Genomic DNA, 18125 nt, shown 5'->3' with positions numbered 1-18125 from the left:
CGTACATGTGAGACTTCAGAACAAAGTGGCAATAGTGACCGGAGCGGCATCCGGGATGGGCAAGGCGATTGCGGCTCTCTATGCCAAAGAAGGCGCTAAGGTAGTAGTAGCGGATATTCACTTGGAGGCTGCGGAGACGGTGGCCGGGGAAATTAAGTCCGGCGGCGGTGAAGCCCTCGCGGTGAAAGCAAATGTTGCTGATGAATCTGATATCCAGAACCTGATCGACACTACAGTAAAAACCTACGGAACCGTAGATATCCTGGTGAACAACGCGGGGATTATGGATAACTTTGAACCGGCAGGTGACATTGAGGATGACAGCTGGAACCGCATCTTTGCTGTCAATACTACATCCGTAATGCGTGCTACACGTAAAGTACTCCCTATCTTCTTGGCTAAACAGCAAGGGGTGATCATTAACGTAGCATCCGCAGGCGGACTATTTGGTGCCCGGGCAGGTGCAGCTTACACCGCCTCCAAGCATGCCGTTGTCGGATTCACCAAGAATACCGGATTCATGTATGCCCCGCAGGGCATACGCTGCAATGCGATTGCTCCGGGCGGGGTAGAGACCAATATCGGATCTACCATGACGCATATTAATGAATTCGGGATGGGACGCACGCAGCCGGGGTTGGCTCTCAATCCGCGCACGGGCAAACCGGAGGAAATCGCACAGCTTGCCCTGTTCCTTGGCTCAGACGAAGCAAGCTTTATTAATGGAGCGGTGGTAACGGCCGATGGCGGATGGACTGCTTATTAAAAGTCTGCCCTGCTTCTAAACAAAGGCCATCTCCCGTTATTCGCGGTTGATGGCTTTATTACATACCGTTGTTCAGTTGCGTGCATTCTGTACCCTGATATTACTCCCGAACAAGGAAGAATCGCTTGTCAGTTTGTAGGCTGGATAGCCTTCCTCTGCTTCCAGTCGCATGTTCTCATCGAATAGGGATTCCTGCTGCCGGTCGCACAGAAAGGTGAAGGGTTCGGTTTGAAATACGATATCCGTCGGGGAAGGCCCGCTTACAATCCGGATGACCAGAACGCCATTGCAGCCGCAATCCTCCGTATCATAGAACATTTTAAATTGCCCGGGCTGGCCGGCAAGACTCTGCGCAAGCCGTTCTTCGGTGAGCGGGTTTAGTTGTATATGCATCAGATATTTCTCTCCTTTGTAGGGCAAAATGCCTGCGAATTCGATCAGGTGACAAGTATAGTCTGTAATCTGCCCGGACTCCTGTGACAGCAGTCACTTTGGGTTTGACATTAATATAACATATAATCAGGCGTCAACGTGATCCGGCTGCTGCCGGGTCATGTCAACGCCTGATTGGTTTTTTCTCAGCCGATCTGTGAGCGCACTGTCTTTTCCAGGCTGAGCAGTTCCTCTCTTACCTTAACCACTTCGCCAATAATGATGATGGCAGGGTTGCTGATTCTCATCGCCGCTGCCAGTTTGCCGATACTGCCGAGTGTTCCGGTCACCGTCCGTTCGCGCACTGTTGTCCCGTTCTCAATCAGTGCAATAGGTGTCAGCGGATCTTTGCCGTGCTTAAGCAGCTGATCACAAATCTCGCCCAGTTTGCTGACTCCCATATAGATGACAAGGGTGTCCACACTATGGGCAAGTGCATCCCATCGTACCGGAGAGTCCTGATCATGGCAACGGCTGCCCGTCACGATAGCGAATGAAGCCGCCAATCCGCGATGGGTCAGCGGGATGCCGGCAGAAGCTGCTGCGCCGATCGCCGAGGTGATCCCGGGGATTACCTCGTATGGGATTCCCGCAGCTGCGGCTTCCAGCGCTTCCTCCCCGCCGCGTCCGAAGACAAACGGGTCTCCGCCTTTCAGGCGTACCACATGACATCCGGCTGCAGCATATTTGATCATCAGCTGCTGGGTGGATTCCTGCGGCATCGAGTGAAGTCCGGGCGCTTTGCCGCAGTAGATGCGCAGAACATCGCTTTTGGCATAGCCCAGCAGCTCTTCATTCACCAGGCGGTCATACAGAATCACATCTGCACTCTGAATACGCCGCAGTGCCTTGACTGTAATCAGCTCGGGATCACCGGGGCCTGCACCGACAATGGATATGCTGCCCTGCTTCATAGGCTTTTCTCCAGGGCGGCTGTGGCTGAGATTACTGTATCGCGTCCCGGCGTCAATCCGGCTTCAGAAGAGGCTCCGGGTTTGAAGCTTTTTTGCGACAGATAGAGAAGAATGCCCGTGAACAGCAGGCCTCCGGCGAAATTGCCGATCAGAACGGGAATGCCGTTCCAGATCCACCAGTCCGCGAAGCTGACATTCGCGCCAAGCATCATTCCGGCAGGAATAACGAAGAAGTTGACAACCGTATGCTCGAAGCCTTGCCCGAAGAAGGTCAGGATCGGCAGCCACATGGCGAAGATTTTGCCGGATGTGGACTTGGAGGTCATAGCCATTACCGCACCCAGCGTAACCATCCAGTTGCAGAGCATGGCTTTGATGAAGACGAGTGTCATGCCCTCAGCCCCCATACTCTTGTAAGCTGTAGTTTTGGCCTCACTGGTTGTAATTAATGTCTGGATCAGCGGATTCGACATATCCGTCCCCATCTTCGTAATTGTGAGTCCATACAGAGCTGCGTATACTGCGCATCCAATCAGATGCCCGATAATAACCCAGAAGAAATTACCCAGCATCCGTTTTATTGTTGTCCGCTTCTCCAGCACAGCCAGCGGAACCAGGGCAAAGCTGCCGGTGACCAGCTCTAGCCCAAGCAGAATGATCATCACAAAGCCTACAGGAAACAGAAGTGCACCAACCATCGGGATCTTGGTCTGGGCGGTGGCGGTAAAGGCCAGCGTTGTGGCACAGGCCAGAATGGCGCCACCGAGACTGCCGCGGACAATCAGCTGCATAATGCCCAGTTCCGCTTTGGTCTTGCCGGCTTCAATCATTGAGGTCAATACTTCACTTGGTTTGACATAGTCCATTAGGAATCCCCCTTTTATATGCTCGGATGAATTATATCGTTAGGTACAAGCTGCCGCTGGTGTGATCAACCTCCACCTCATAGGTTGTCACATGCCCTGTATCGGGTGCCTGCACGTCACCGCTATGAAGATCGATCCGCCAGTCATGGAGCGGACAATGCACCTTCGAACCACAGACCATCCCCTCGGACAGAACTCCGCCTTTATGCGGGCATTTATTCTCCACCGCCAGCACCTCCCCGCTGCTTAACCGGAACAAGGCAATCTCGGTATTTCCCACCCGTAACTTACGCGAGCCCTTGATGTCAATATCGTTCAAGTTACCAATGAGCATCTTGGTCATTGTCATTTGTAAGCCCCCTTAGACTGTCTCCGGCAAGGAGATCGGTTCGAAATTTTTGCGCAGCTCCGGTGTATTCACAATTTGCTTCCATGGATCGGTGGTGAGACTAAGCGTCTTCTGAATTCTCTCCTGCAGCGCCAATCGTGCCTCGCGGGACTCCAGCGCCTGCTTGATGCTGTCAAGGCCGACACGTTCCACCCACTGGGCAGTCCGTTCATTCCACCCGGCATTCTCACGGTAATATTGCAGGAACGCACTGGCCCACTCCATCACCTCATCATCGGTCTTCACCACGCAGAGCAGCTCCGTGGCCCGGACATGAACGCCGCCGTTGCCGCCGATATGCAGCTCCCAGCCGCCGTCAATGGCTACGACACCGAAATCCTTAATCGTCGCTTCCGCACAGTTGCGCGGGCAACCGGATACCGCCAGCTTCACTTTGCCCGGTGTGTTCAGCCGTTCAAAGGCCTGTTCCAGCCGGATACCCATTCCAAGGGCATCCTGCGTGCCGAACCGGCAATAGGTGGAGCCGACACAGGTTTTCACTGTCCGCAGTGTCTTGCCGTAGGCATGGCCGGAGGGCATATCCAGCTCTTCCCACATCTTCGGCAGGTCCTCCTTCTTCACCCCAAGCAGATCGAGCCGTTGTCCGCCGGTGAACTTGACCAGCGGGACATCGAACTTCACCGCAACCTGTGCAATCTTGATCAGTTCTGCCGGAGAGGTGACACCTCCGTAGATTCTCGGCACCACGGAGTACGTACCGTCCTTCTGGATATTGGCATGGTAGCGCTCATTGGTGAATCTCGATTCATTCTCATCAATATATTCTTCAGGATAGAGCATCCCCAGATAGTAGTTCAGGGAAGGCCGGCATTTGGCGCAGCCTTCTTCATTGCCCCACTCCAGAACATTCATGACCTCCTTGACGGTCATCAGCTTCATCCGCTTGATTTCGGCGACGATCTCATCACGCCCGAGTGTGGTGCAGCCGCAGATTCCTTCTTTGACCGTTACGGCAGCCTCGCCGGCATATAGCTGCAGCAGTCCTTCCACCAGCGGCTTGCAGCCGCCGCAGGAAGCCGAGGCTTTGGTGCAGGCTTTGATCTGCCCTACACTGGTACAGCCGCCGGAGGTAATCGCCTCAGCAATCGCCCCTTTCGAGACTCCATTGCAGCCGCAGATGATCTCATCATCTGCCATTCCTTCAAGCCGGTTCCCTTTGGGCGCCAGCGCATCAGCAGATATTCCGAGCAGCAGCTCTTTTTCTCTCCCCTTAATATTCTCGCCCTTCTTAATCATCGAGAACAGCTGCGCTCCGTCACCTGTATCTCCGAACAGCACAGCTCCAATCAGTTTATCACCGTGAATGACCAGCTTTTTATACACACCATCGGTCTCATCCTGGAACCGCAGCGCCTTGGTGCCGGGCTGTTCGGTGAATTGTCCAGCCGAGAACACATCAACGCCGGATACTTTCAGCTTGGTAGAGGTAACCGAACCGGCATAGCCTTCTGTTGGTACACCTGCCAGCCTTTTAGCCAGGACAGCGCCTTGTTCATATAGCGGGGCGACAAGCCCGTAGGCAATACCCCGGTGTTCCGCGCACTCCCCGACGGCATAGATGCCGGGCAGGCTGCTCTCCATATAATCGTTCACAATAATCCCGCGGTTGACTTCAATCCCGCTGCTGCGGGCAAGCTCTACATTCGGCTTGATGCCGACAGCCATCACAATCAGATCCGCGTCTTCTATGCTGCCATCTGCGAACAAAAGGCCTTTGACCCGCTTTTTGCCAAGAACCGCTTCGGACTGCTTCTTCAGCAGGAACTTCATTCCCTGAGCTTCCAGTTCCTTGCGCAGCATTACGGAGGCGGACTCGTCCAGCTGGCGCTCCATAATATATTCATGGATGTGGACTACCGATACTTCCATCCCCAGATGCAGCAGCCCTCTTGCCGCCTCCAGTCCGAGCAGACCGCCGCCGATCACCAGCGCTTTGCCATATTTTTGCGATACCTCCTGCATGATTTGTGTATCCTTGATATCCCGGAAGGCAATGACGCCCTCCTTCTCGGCACCTGGGATCGGCAGCATGAAGGGGTTGGAGCCGGTTGCCAGAATCAGCTCATCATAACTTGCAGTAATTCCTTTATCCGTATGGACTTTGCGCTCTACAGGATCAATGGAGGTTACGGTGTGTCCTGTATACAGCTGAATATTGAAGCTCCGGTACCACTCCAGGTCGTTGATTACGATCTCATCAAGGCTTGCACCGCCTGCAAGAACAGAAGACAACATGATACGGTTATAATTCGGATGCGGCTCCGAACCAAAGATTGTAATGTCATAAGCCTCCGGCGCTAATTTGAGCAGATGCTCAATCGCCCGTACCCCCGCCATTCCGTTACCGACTAATATCAGTTTTTTGCGAATTGCTGACATGTATCTCTCTCCTCTCCAGGTAAACAACAGAAATAGCCCGCTTCACTCCGCCCGGAAACATACTTCTTCCGTTGCGATTTAAGTGAAAGCAGGCGCCATTGCCGCTTCAACCGAATACATCGTTGTATTCGCAGAATTGATGAATTTGTTAAAACGACTATACTACAGCCATCCTGATTACGTCAATAATTATGACATATAAAATTTTATTATTTTAATTCATCGACAAAATTACCTGAACTGTGTTATATAATATTACATCGTCTTTATTACGACTGTACTTGTTCTACATTGGTGTGCAGACTTATCCCCTTATTATATGTAAAAGGAGCGTCGTCAACTATGCATTCCCTGTTAGTTATAGATCCGGGCAGAACAGAGAATTCCGCAGAAGAACGCTCCTCCCCAACTCCTGACAGTATCCTCAGTTCCTGTGGTTATGTGATCGGGACGGCTGCTTCGGAAGATCAGGTCTTTCCGCTGATCGGTGACACGGATGCCTTCATTCTTCATCTCCCCGTTACTGAGATCAGCTATTGGAGAAGTATTCTGGTTCAGCACAAGGTTGCCCCTGTACTCTGGTGGTGTACCCCGCGGACCGCAACGTTATCCGTCTCTGCCTGTGGAGATGATATTATGGTGGATGGAATATTGTCTCCGGCGATGCAGCCTCAGGAGATCCACTGGATCCTCCACTTCAGCTCCAGGCAATGCTTCGAGCGCCAGCAATGGCTCAAGGAACGGGAACAGCTGTTATCCCGGCTTGAGGAGCGTAAATGGATCGACATGGCCAAAGGTATTCTCTCCAAAGCCAGGAACATCAGCGAATCCGAAGCTTACGACCTGCTGCGCAAGCAGGCAATGAACGAACGGAAACGGATGGTCGATGTCGCTACTTCCATTGTCAAGGTGTACCAGATGCTGCAGGATCAAACTTAAGGAGACTTCCATATGATTAATATTCTGAAAGAAGTGGCCCGCGGCAAGCGCGGTGCCAAAGATTTAAGCTACGGGGAAGCGGAATATGCAGCGGAAGCCATTCTCGGACAGACTGCTTCTCCGGTGCAGATTGGCGCGTTCCTGATCGCCGAACGCATGAAGCTGGAGAGCCTGGAAGAGCTGGAAGCCTTCGTCGCAGTCTGCCGCAAATATGCCTCACGGGAACCTGTCCAACAGGGGATCGATTGTGCCGGACCCTATGACGGCAGGGTTCATTCCTTCATCGCCACGTTCCCGGCAGCCTTCCTGCTGTCTGCCGCCGGTCTGCCGGTTACTCTGCATGGCTCCGCAGGCTTGCCTCCGAAGTGGGGGATTACGCTGCAGGATATCATTCATGCATCCGGAATTGATATTACCGGTCTAAGTCGCAGTGCCGCCATTGAGGCGGCGGAGGCCAGCGGTGTGCTGTTTGCGAAATCGGAGCAGTGGTGCCCGCCGCTGGGTGCTCTGCGCGGCCTGCGTGAAGACATTGGGCTGCGCACGATTTTCAATACAGCCGAGAAGCTGATTGATTATTCCTGTTCACCTTATATCGTCTTCGGCATTTTTCATAATACGGTATTCGACCGGATCTCCCGGCTGATTGCGAAGCTCGGATATCAGCGGGGACTGGTTGTTCAAGGCGTGGAAGGCTCGGAGGATCTGTATATCGACCGGCCGAACCGCGTATACCGCATTCAGAATGGTGCGACGGAGCTGGATATCATTGATCCGGAGTCGCTCGGACTGGAAGTACCCGTTCCGGAAGTCGATTGGACAGCCGAAAGACAGCTGCGTACCGCCGAGGAAGTGCTGCAGGGCGGCGGACATCTGGCGTTCTACAATCAGACACTGCTGAATGGTGCAGCCAGGCTCCATGCCGCCGGCAGGGTCAACTCTATTGAGGAAGGCGTCTATACCTGCAAGCATCTGCTGGACAACGGCCTGGCCTGGAACACGTATGCGAAATGGAAAAGTGCGATGCAAGGCAGCAGCACAGCAGCCTCTCTCGGACAGGTGTAGCCTGCTTTGCAGAGCTATATTATGGGCGGCAGACCGTATTGCGGTCTGCTTTTTGCGCGCTGTTAAGCGCCGGGCTGCAGCCTGGTGTTGCTTTGCTTTGCGGGAGTAACGGCAATCAGGCACTTTTTCTGCGGGAGCATACCGGGGTTCTACACGACTAACACGCTATTATGAGGACTGAGATTCCGTTATTTCAGCAATTATGGCGAAATCGCATGACACGCGGACTCAGATTCCGTTAAGTGTCCGAAACACGCTTATTTTATGTCCGAATGTACAGGATAACGGAATCTCAGTCCGCATACGCACCAATAGAAGCTTTTTACATGAAATAGAGGAATGTCAGTCCGCTTCTTCACTTATTCGAACATCGCCAGCTTCAGTTCCAGCACCTCCAACACACCAGCACCACCAGCTCCACCAGTATCTTCAGCCCCACCAGCACCCGTTCTTAGCAAGCCCTCCACTTATCCGCATCTCTCCTGAAACGGCGGCTTACCCGTCCCTATAAGGACAGCATCTTTTCAGCTAGTGTGCAGCAAATAAATTCTTATCTGTTGAAAAAAAAGCACGCAGTCCGTTTTTGAACGGGTGCGCGCCTCACATTTAATTTAATCCGTATGCAGCGCACTGCGGCGCTCGATGGCTCCGGCGGATTCTTTAGAATCGCTTTTGCCTCCTAATTTGAACACCAGAATGCCCCCGACGATAATGAGCACACCGATCAGCTGATTGAATGAGAACGGAACCTTCTCAAGGCCCAGCCAGCCCAGGGAATCCCAGAGCAAGGCGAAGCCGAGTTGAGCAGTCAGGACAATGGAGATCGCATAAGTTGCGCCTAGAATTCGGGTGGCCTGGACCAGACAGATGACGACGCCTACACCGATCATACCGCTGAACCAGTACCAGGGCTGCATATGCTGCAGCGTGAACATGTTCTTCCCTTCCATAATCAGCCCCATAATCAGTGAAGCTGCGAACCCCATACCCAGCACCAGTGTGGTGGTTGTCCAGGAGCCTGTATGCTCATTGACCTTGGCATTGAAAATATTCTGTAGACTAACCAGTGCACCCGCGATCAGCGCGAGTAGTATTCCTGCTAACATATCTGTTGCTCCCTTATATGCTGATTTGTGTTGCCTTATTGCCTGGGTTTATTCGTAAATATTGCGGCTAGCCAGAGCTGAGAGCCCTTCCCTGTCCTTGACGATAATTGCCCCTGAGCTGCGCTCGGTCAGCCCTTCCTGGCAGAACTTCCGGATCACTCTGTTCAAATGCCTGTAGCTGGTGCCGATGAAATTAGCGGTATCCACCAGATTAACCGTATTCAGCTGGCCGGTAAATTGCGGATCGGATTCGTCGTAGGAGATTGACAGCAGGTAGCTGGCCAGCCGCACATCCACCGGATGCATCAGATTAAGACTGAGGAAGCTGGACTTCCGGTAGAACTTCTGAGTGATGATCTCCAGCATAAAATGCAGCAGCGGCGGATGATCCTTCGCATATTTATTCAGCCAGCGGTACGGCACCCCAATCATGTGAACCGGTGATACCGCCTCTACCGTATTGAGCATCTCTGTACCCTGGATATATTCGACATCGCCTATAAGCTCAAGCGGAGTTTTGAACGAAATAATCAATGTTCTGCCCTCTGCCGAGGTCGTGTAAATCTTAAGCTTCCCCTTGACCAGCACATAGAGTGTGCTTGAAGGGTCTCCTTTGGAACAAATATGCTCCCCCGGATCGTAGCTTAGCAGCGACAAGAGCGGCTTAAGCGGCTCTGTGAAAATATAATCGAGCTGGTGCTTCTGCAGATATGCCTGCAGCCGACCGGAATCTTGAATTTCCTTCATCGCACAGGTTCACCTCCGCTTGACCTGATCATCAGAACTTCAGCACGACCACACCCAGGATCATCATCCCGATCCCGATAAACTGCGGCAGCTTCATCTTCTGCTTGGCTACCCCGAACCAGCCTTTGATGTCGATGACAAAAGTCAGGCACAGCTGAGCAATCAGCAAGGCGGAGATGGTTAAGGTGACACCGATGCTCTGAATCGCCGTAACCTCACTGAAAATAACGAATGCGGCAAAACCGCCGCCGATCAGGTATAACGGATTAACCTTGCGGAAGCCGTGCTTCTTGCCGTCCCGTACGATCAGCGCAATGACCAGCGCCATCAGGAACCCGGTGAACTGCGTGATCGTTGCTGCCTGCCACGTACCAATATCCTGGCTGATTCTTGCATTCGCTACCCCTTGCAGCGTAATGCATGCCCCGCCTATAAATGCGAAAATTATCCCCTTCATCTGTCTCTCTCCTCTATATACTGTCTGCTTTAATTAAAAGCCAGTTTGCCGGATTCGGGAAGGACATATGTCCTGAATTGTAAAAGTGTCTGCGAACGGCTGCCCGAAAGAAGCCGGTAAAGAGATAAAAAGCCCATTTCAAACCGGATTTCCGGCTCGAAACGGGCTTATAACTGTATGGTTTAGGAGAGCAACTTCATTTCCCGCAGCTTGTCCATAATCATCACACTGACAGCTGACACAAGGGCCTTATCCCCATAGGTTAACCAGGCCAATTCCTCGATTTCTGAAGCCGGGCTCAGTTCACCCGTGAAATCTGCGGTCAGGCAGGTCATCCGGACTGAAACGCCGTCTGCTTTGCCATGCGCGGGAGCTTCAAAGCTTCCGAATTCCGCAATGGTCTCCGGTATGATCTGAACAGATAATTCCTCTTCGATCTCCCGGATCAATGTCTGTGCATCACTCTCACCAGACTCCCGTTTGCCTCCCGGGAAATAATAGGTGTCCTTTCCTTTGGAACGCGCGCCAAGCACCTTGCCGTCCACGATATATATCCAGGCAATTTTATCAATTACTTCAGTCATTGTCCGTCTGCACCTTTCTTCATCGTACTTTAATATGCATATGCTGCTCTGCTTCATCCCAGGGTACCGGATACGCCTGGCCTTTGGCGCAGAATATCGAGGTCGAGGAGTAAGCCGGATCGGCATTTTTATTATAATTCCGCTGCTGAATTACTGTCCCGGTCTGATGGCACGGCTGATAACCCGCGACTCTAAGCGACAGCGAACCCTTGCCCTGGGTCATGGAAGCCAGTCTCACCCCATAATTCATGAAGCTTGCCACTGGAACCGTACCGGTAATGACAGCCTTGGACTCCGTAATCTCAGGTGGGTTGAAGCTGCCGCTGGCCTGCTGGATATCACTCATTACTTTGCCCACGTAGTCTGAATCTATCCGGAGCTTCAGGTCATAGACCGGCTCCAGCAGCAGATTCCCGGCCTGCTCCAGTCCCTGGCGTAAGGCACGGTAAGCCGCTTCACGGAAATCTCCGCCGCTCGTATGCTTATTATGTGCTCTGCCGCTAAGCAGGGTGATCTTCAGGTCGGTCAGCGGTGAACCGGTCAGCAGGCCGTGATGGCCGCTCTCCAGCAAATGCTGCTCAATCTGATGCTGATAGCCTACGGCCAGATCATCCGGATGACAATTGTTAATATAGGAAATACCGCTACCGCGATCCCCCGCCTCCAGCTTCAGATGAACCTCGGCGTAGTGGCCCAGCGGTTCGAAATGTCCGCAGCCGTAGACCGTGCCCACAATCGTCTCCTTGTAGAGAATTTCCGGCGGACCAAAAGCGATCCGGATCTGAAAACGTTCAGCCATGATCTGCTCCAGAATCTCCAGCTGAATTCCGCCCATGACATGGATTTGCAGCTCCTGCAGCTCTTCATCCCAGCTTACATTGAGCGAAGGATCTTCCGCACCCAGCTGTCCAAAGGCATTCATCAGTTCTTTCAGGTGTACCGGCGGCTCAAAAAGGACTTTGGATTTCAGCGTAGGTATCAGGCCGCTTTCCTGTGAGTCCGTCAGTTCACCAACGCCCTCACCGGGCAGGGCCTCAGTAAGCCCTACAACCGCGAACAGCTCTCCTGCGGCAGCCCAATCGGCGGAAATATATTTGGTGCCGTTATATTTGCGGATTCCGGTAACCCGCGCCGATAAACGTTCCGGTCCATGTCCGTACATTAAGCTGTCCCTGTTCTTCAGCACTCCTTGAAGTGCTTTGATGTAGGTGATACGCGTGCCTTTTTCGTCGTGGCGGATCTTGTAGACTCTCCCCGCAAAAGGCAGCTCATGATCGTACTCCGTGAAGGTTAACGTGTTTAGAACCTCCAGGAACCCGTCCACCCCTTGATCAAGCAATGCGGAGCCCTGCATACAAGGAAAAATGTCGCCCCGTTTCAACATGTCAGGCAGTGCACTGCGGCAGACGTTGTCAGGCAGAGCTCCTTCCAGATACATTTCCAGCAGCGTGTCATCACGCTCCGCTATAAATGCTCTAAGCTCATCGGTCAACGCTTCTCCCGGCTGCTGCGGCAGCAGGAAGGCATTGCCGCTGAGCTGCTGCCGGATCTCTTCGAGTACACGCTGCGCGTCCGCACCGGCACGGTCGGTTTTGTTAATGAAGAACAGGGTGGGAATGTTATGCTGGCGCAGCAGCTGCCATACGGTTTCCGTATGACTCTCCACGCCTTCCACCGCACTGAGGATGACCACCGCATAATCCAGCACCTGCAGACAGCGCTCCATCTCTGGAGAGAAATCAACATGGCCCGGGGTATCCAGCAGGAAATACCGCGAATCCTTATATACAAATTCCGCCTGATCGGCAAAAACAGTGATTCCGCGCGCTTTTTCAATCTCGTGGGTATCCATGAAGGTATCCTGATGATCCACCCGGCCACGGCTGCGGATCGCTTCGGTATGGTAGAGCAGCTGTTCAGCGAAGGTCGTCTTGCCGGCATCTACATGTGCAAGCAGTCCGACGGTTATATTGTTCATAAGCTGCGGCTACACTCCTCCACGGATATGCGGAACAACTTCGGACTGATAAAATGAGCCCAGGCGCTCCATGTCAGCTGAACTATAGGAAGGAGCTTCAAGTGTAGCGAGATTATCCGCTACCTGAGCTTCATTCTTGAAGCCCGGAATCACACAGCTGACGGCCGGATGATCCAGAATCCAGCGCATGGACGCTCTGGCCATATTGCCGCGTCCTTCAGCAATCCACTCCAGCTTGCGGGCCAGTTCTACTCCGGTAACAAACGGAAGACCGGCGAAGGTCTCGCCAACGTTGAACTGCTCGCCGTTCGCGTTGAAGCTGCGGTGGTCGTTCTCCTGGAATGTACTGGTTTCCTTGAACTTGCCGGTCAGCAGTCCGCTGGCCAGCGGCAGACGTACCAAGATCCCTGCGCCACGGGCAGCCGCACGCGGTAATAACTCCAGCGCCGGCTGCTGGCGGAACAGATTGAAGATCACCTGAAGCGCCTCCACTCCCGGATACTCCAGGCAGAGCAGTCCTTCCTCTATCGTTTCTACACTTACGCCGTAGTGGCGGATTTTGCCTTCGGCCTTCAATTGGTCAAGGGCCCCGAAGACACTGCCATCCCGCAGAATTTCCATCGGCGGACAGTGGACCTGATACAGATCAATTGCTTCCCTCTCCAGCCGCCGCAGGCTCTGTTCACAATATTCGCTTATTCTGCGCGCAGAGTAATTCTCCGGATCATGAATATCACCGGCACGGCAGAATTTCGTAGCAATATGTATCTCATCCTGCTTGCCTTTGGTTGCCTTGGCCAGCAGCTCTTCCGCATGCCCGGAGCCGTATACATCGGCAGTATCAAAGAAATTAACGCCCTGCTCCATAGCCAGCTGTAAGCCCTTCAGCCCGTCTTCATCCCTGCTGCTGCCCCAGTCCCCGCCGATTGCCCAAGTGCCAAAGCTGACTTCACTTACTGACAAACCTGTATTTCCCAGCTTGCGGTATTTCATCGTAGAACCTCCGTTTATGAGTTAAGTTAGTGTAATGAACCCAATGGAACCGTTAACAACTGACCTTATTATTATGAATGGTTTGCGCGATAAGGTCCAGTCTCTGTATAGCTATACCGCCCCATACTTAATCGCAGATTGCATACTAGTCCGTTAGGCGGGAGGCTTCAAGTCCATCCACCTCTGACGCGGACTGAGATTCCTTTATTTGAGCAGATTAGGGTGATTTACTGACCAATCGGACTCAGAATCGCTTATATTACTCGATACTGTATATTTCGGGCACGATTTAACTAGATAACGGAATCTCAGTCCGCTTCATCCTCAAAAGGTGGTTTTTTCAGGAAATAGGGTCCTCTCAGTCCGCTTCCTACAACACTAGCCTTCTTGCCCAAATGCAACATAGAATTGCTTACAATAAAAAAGACCGCCTCCATTATAACGGAGCACAGCCTTTCACTAAATCCCGGCACAACATTATAGCTCTATCCGGTAGAACGGTCCTCATTTCTCGAAATGACTACCACGATAATGGAATACAACATCCCTCTGCCAAAAGTTCTCATAATACTCTCCTCCTGTCACTGGATTATATTGTATATTACCCCGGTGACTGAAGTTTAAGCTCCTGGCTCTCCATGACAAAAGCAAACACCGGATAACTCTCCACAGGCTCGAATCCCAGCTTCAATGCCAGCCTGTGTGACGCGGTATTCTCATGTGTGGTTTCCCACAAGGGTAGCTGGCCTCTCTCCAGGTAATAACCAATCAGTGACCGTGCGGCTAGCGTTGCGTATCCTTTGCCGCGCTCAGCTTCTGAGTATGTATCCACATCAATGAAATATCTGTTGTTAACGGTGAAGCCGTTATGCTTACAGACAGAGACTGCCTGACCCTCTACCTTCACCACAGCTCCGGTGGTTGTCAGGCTACTGAAGCGGTTATGTATTTCGGATGAACTCTCTTCCTGATTCTCCAGAACCGGATATTCCACGTAGTCAACGGTCACGCCGCTGCCTGAAGCGTCTTCCGTAACCTTACTCTCAGGCGGATTGAACCTTGCACGATTGAACTCATATACCGATTCCATATGTCTATATATTTGTAGTCCGGCATACCCGGGCCTAAATAATGCCGTCCATGCATCACAATCATCCGTGTATATCTCGAACCAATTCTCTTGCCGCCGCCGGCAATCCGGAATCACTTGGGTCTGCAAAAATGCTGTCAGTTTCATCCTGTTCAGCTCTGTACTGATATCTCCGGCAGCATACATCCATCTCCCCGTAGCCCATACCACGGCAAGGGATGATGCAGTTGCATCATCGGCAAATACCCGCCCGGGATAATTCCCCTGCAAGACTGACAATGCGGGAATATGCTGCTTCTTATCGGCAAAAAAAACTTCAGCCGCAGGATAATCCACTACCTTCAGCTCAATCATCGCATTAAACCTCCAATACACTCCATGTTTCCGTTTACAATAATACTCTACTATGATATTTGTCGACAATGATGGAAATTCACTTTTGAAGGCTCCCCTGTTACGGCTATCATCAAAGCTTCTTCTGTATTGTTGATGGCGTGACTGTCTGAGGCTGAATAAGCCGCTCTATAAGACCCGCATATTAAAAGACCTGATCCGGCTAATGGCTGCCAGTCAGGTCTTTTAATAATGATTTAAGTATGGATTATGGTTTGCCCCTATGGCAAGCAGCCGGTTCAGTTTTAGTATCTATGCAAAATCCTGGTGAATATCATTAAATAATAACTTGTTTTGCAAACGGATAATCTCTTCGATATGCTCCGAATTGCCCAACTCACATAAGCTTGTAGCTTTTTGTGAAAATTCAAATGTTAACAGTCCGTCTTTTTCCTCTATCAACTTCAACGTATTGAGAACAAAATCATACATCGTATTATGCATATAGCTGAGGATTATCAAATAACGATTCCCACCCATATTGAACTCATCAATCATATTGGAAACTGATTTAATATGTTCTAAACCTGTTAAACCCTTTTCAATTGTGTGTAATGGTACGTACTTCAGTACATTTATGTAAGATTCTAATAGTAGCATATCTTCGTATGGAACATCTGTCATAAGAAATCTTATTATAGCTTCGATTCCATATTGACTAGACCAATTTTTTAGTATATTTTGTTTTACATCTTCCTCCGCAGTTTCCGACCAAGCATGATATATTCTTCTTATGTCATCTTCATGATGCCCCATTAACAGTGAATAAGAAAAGCAGGTCGATAAATAGTTTTGAATATCTTTCTTAAGCTCTTCTGCGCTGGTTATTTGAGCATAGACTATCCCCGTCAGAGCGAGATTGGTAGCATTGTTTGCGAATATAATGTTGATGGCAGATGTTCTCCAAGGACTATTGTATAAATGAGAGAACAGGGAAGTTATCGTTTTACCTTCAATACCATATGTATAAGATTTCTCCTTATCATATTCCGCGTTGAATTTAGTAGTCAAATATATAAGGAGCATCAAATTTCTGTTCTCATTAGACGAAGCGATTTTCTCTTCCAGCTTCCGGTAAAACACTTCTGGTGATGTCTTTCGAACCAGATAGTTCTGCTGTTCTTCAGATTTAGCCTTAGAATTTTCTGATTCCAACGCAGAGTAGAAATTATCCATATCATTCTCAGACAATTTATTTTGCGGCACTGAATACATGAAATAGGTCCAGAAGTACTCAGGATCGCCTATCCGTTTTTGCAGCTTCCATTTCTCATCTCTCTGATTGGTATCCATTAAAGGGAAAAGCTTCTTTATCACGAACAGATATTGAGCATAATCTTTCTTTAATTCCTTACGTAATACTGACTGCGTTTCTTCATCTTCAGTTTTACCGAGAAAGAAATCACCATGCTCCACAATAAAATCGAATAAATTCGGTTTACTAACTTTGATGGTTAATAATCTAATCAGATCAAGTGGAAATACATCTTTCTTAAGTAATGGCAGAAATAGCTGTAACAAATTAGTCAGGCGCTGCAAATTGCGCGGAGAGACTTTCAGTTCTGTTAGAATTTCACTGATCTGTCTCTGGTTAATCTCAATTTCTTCTGCCACCAATATCGGCTTTATCATCTCCCAACCAAGCTTAGCCAAGAGCACAGGATCACAGGCTGGAATGTATAACGGAACTTGAATGAATTTTTCTAAATACTCTTTCCCAACATTTTTCGAGAAATCCTTGGAATAGAGCTGTGCCAGCGAATTGCTGACAATCTCCTCATCTAGTGCAATAACATAGGTAGTCTTGGGGAAATCTGCAATCATACGCACTAACTTGAATACCATTTGAATTTCTTTATTATCCAGCCGGTCCAAATCATCAATAAAAACAACAAGTTTGATTTTGGCCTTCTTCAGCCGGTTTACAATATGTTCACGCAACTCTTCAGCATCTTGATAATCTTTACTGAATACTGTATTTGTTGGAAAATCCTTAAGGTTAATGATCAGTCCGGGAGGTCTCAGGCTTATCGGAGTCAGGAATTTCCTGTATGTTTTCAGATCATGAATTAGCCCGGCATCATAATCTGGGGAATGCTCTTTAATGGAATCTATGAGTTTATTCAAAAATTCGGGAATTAGGTTCATATAATCTTTCCCAAAGAACCAGGGCTGAAATCGGACGATAACCGGCTTGTCCTCTTTACTGACAAACACCCTTTCCATCATGTCAAAAATTGAGGACTTCCCTGAACCCCAAGGACCATATAATCCAATCGTCAATGCCCCTTCATTAGCAGTACTTATATGTTTTTCAATGGTTTGGGCAACATGCTTGGCAAATTCTTCACGATTAAGTTTATCCTTTCCTTCCTTTCCGAGTGAACCTTCCGTGTTGAAACCGGGTTTCTGAGTTTTATCGTTATCTGTACCAGCGCCTGTACCTTTATTATCCGCAATAATGCTTTTTAAGAATTCCATCCGGTAGGCAAGCCTGCGTAATCTATCGGCCTGCTCATACTTAAGGATTGAGAATAGCAGAAAAGAAATTTCCAACCTCACTAGTGACAATCCAGCAAAAATGTAAGTCACATCATATAAAATGGAGAACAACGGTTTGTTCAAACCAGAATTATGATCATTCATTATATGATCCAATAAAATCGCTAGCGCTACGCCATTAATGCGAAGCAATTTTCTTTTGGTTAGCGGGTTATCACTCCATGGGCCAGAAGACCAGAGTACCCGTAAGTAACCCCACACCATAAATAATCCAATAAAAGAATAAACAAATATAATCAGTTGCCTGTCATAACCTGCATAATCCCTGCCGAATAACGCTGCTCCAGAAACCCTTAAAACCAGTAGCCCGAAATAAATGAAAGCTGTTGTCATTATCAATGGAAGGAGCTTAATTGCCCAAAACTTAATATGATTGAGCCACTTAAAAATCGTTTTCAATCCTAATTTCACCCTTTGTTATTAAAAGTAGATGGGTTCAAGATTGCAT

At 50.0% G+C, this 18125-nt stretch carries 16 protein-coding genes; 3 read left to right on the top strand and 13 right to left on the bottom strand.

The genetic code is table 11. The features are described 5' to 3' along the window. Positions 1-7 precede the first annotated feature (7 nt). Entirely contained in the window at positions 8-766 is a 759-nt protein-coding gene (locus tag QW71_RS00275) for an SDR family oxidoreductase (RefSeq protein ID WP_039291601.1), read from the top strand. Positions 767-838: 72 nt separating this feature from the next. Here QW71_RS00275 and QW71_RS00270 read toward each other — a convergent pair whose 3' ends face one another. From QW71_RS00270 to nirB, 5 genes are all read right to left on the bottom strand, one after another. Then, positions 839-1159, bottom strand: coding sequence for an iron-sulfur cluster biosynthesis family protein (locus QW71_RS00270; protein WP_039291599.1), 321 nt, complete (start codon positions 1157-1159; stop codon positions 839-841). Between the two features lie 185 nt (positions 1160-1344). Further along, positions 1345-2112 (bottom strand): uroporphyrinogen-III C-methyltransferase, encoded by a 768-nt coding sequence (cobA, locus tag QW71_RS00265; protein ID WP_039291597.1) that lies wholly within the window; start codon positions 2110-2112, stop codon positions 1345-1347. Further along, complete coding sequence (locus tag QW71_RS00260; protein WP_039291596.1) at positions 2109-2978, bottom strand: formate/nitrite transporter family protein; 870 nt, start codon at positions 2976-2978, stop codon at positions 2109-2111. Before QW71_RS00260 ends, cobA begins: the two co-directional genes overlap by 4 nt. 31 nt (positions 2979-3009) lie before the next feature. Beyond that, on the bottom strand, positions 3010-3321 hold the full coding sequence (nirD, locus tag QW71_RS00255) for a nitrite reductase small subunit NirD (protein ID WP_039291804.1): 312 nt from the start codon (positions 3319-3321) through the stop codon (positions 3010-3012). A gap of 18 nt (positions 3322-3339) precedes the next feature. After that, a complete protein-coding gene (gene nirB / locus QW71_RS00250) occupies positions 3340-5766 on the bottom strand; it encodes a nitrite reductase large subunit NirB (RefSeq protein ID WP_152679652.1) in 2427 nt (808 codons plus the stop codon). Positions 5767-6108: 342 nt separating this feature from the next. Here nirB and QW71_RS00245 point away from each other — a divergent pair, with 342 nt between their 5' ends. Both QW71_RS00245 and QW71_RS00240 read left to right on the top strand, forming a co-directional pair. Continuing rightward, positions 6109-6705, top strand: a complete 597-nt coding sequence (locus QW71_RS00245) for an ANTAR domain-containing response regulator (protein WP_039291592.1) — start codon at positions 6109-6111, stop codon at positions 6703-6705. 12 nt (positions 6706-6717) lie between these two features. Continuing rightward, positions 6718-7767, top strand: a complete 1050-nt coding sequence (locus QW71_RS00240; protein ID WP_039291589.1) for an anthranilate phosphoribosyltransferase — start codon at positions 6718-6720, stop codon at positions 7765-7767. Between the two features lie 611 nt (positions 7768-8378). On the opposite strand, the gene QW71_RS00235 is transcribed toward QW71_RS00240, so the two are convergent. The 8 genes from QW71_RS00235 to QW71_RS00200 form a co-directional block, all read right to left on the bottom strand. Continuing rightward, the gene (locus QW71_RS00235) at positions 8379-8873 is read right to left on the bottom strand and encodes a DMT family transporter (protein ID WP_039291586.1); all 495 of its coding nucleotides are present in this window, start codon (positions 8871-8873) and stop codon (positions 8379-8381) included. A 48-nt stretch (positions 8874-8921) separates the two neighbouring features. Then, positions 8922-9620, bottom strand: a complete 699-nt coding sequence (locus QW71_RS00230; protein WP_039291584.1) for a Crp/Fnr family transcriptional regulator — start codon at positions 9618-9620, stop codon at positions 8922-8924. Between the two features lie 31 nt (positions 9621-9651). Then, positions 9652-10077 carry a DMT family transporter gene (locus QW71_RS00225; protein ID WP_039291582.1) on the bottom strand — a complete coding sequence of 142 codons (426 nt, stop codon included), beginning with the start codon at positions 10075-10077 and terminating at the stop codon, positions 9652-9654. 182 nt (positions 10078-10259) lie between these two features. Further along, positions 10260-10661 carry an NUDIX domain-containing protein gene (locus tag QW71_RS00220; RefSeq protein WP_039291579.1) on the bottom strand — a complete coding sequence of 134 codons (402 nt, stop codon included), beginning with the start codon at positions 10659-10661 and terminating at the stop codon, positions 10260-10262. A 19-nt stretch (positions 10662-10680) separates the two neighbouring features. Further along, positions 10681-12639: a translation factor GTPase family protein gene (locus QW71_RS00215; protein ID WP_039291576.1), complete on the bottom strand. Its 1959-nt coding sequence runs from the start codon at positions 12637-12639 to the stop codon at positions 10681-10683. Positions 12640-12648: 9 nt separating this feature from the next. Continuing rightward, on the bottom strand, positions 12649-13632 hold the full coding sequence (locus QW71_RS00210; protein WP_039291573.1) for an aldo/keto reductase: 984 nt from the start codon (positions 13630-13632) through the stop codon (positions 12649-12651). Positions 13633-14233: 601 nt separating this feature from the next. Next, positions 14234-15076, bottom strand: coding sequence for a GNAT family N-acetyltransferase (locus QW71_RS00205; RefSeq protein ID WP_039291571.1), 843 nt, complete (start codon positions 15074-15076; stop codon positions 14234-14236). A 291-nt stretch (positions 15077-15367) separates the two neighbouring features. Beyond that, a complete protein-coding gene (locus QW71_RS00200; protein WP_039291569.1) occupies positions 15368-18076 on the bottom strand; it encodes a P-loop NTPase fold protein in 2709 nt (902 codons plus the stop codon). Between the last annotated feature and the right edge of the window lie 49 nt (positions 18077-18125).

It is taken from the genome of Paenibacillus sp. IHB B 3415, from assembly GCF_000802655.2.
GTDB classification, from domain to species: domain Bacteria; phylum Bacillota; class Bacilli; order Paenibacillales; family Paenibacillaceae; genus Paenibacillus_AQ; species Paenibacillus_AQ phytohabitans.
This window is presented reverse-complemented; position numbering and strand designations above follow the sequence as displayed.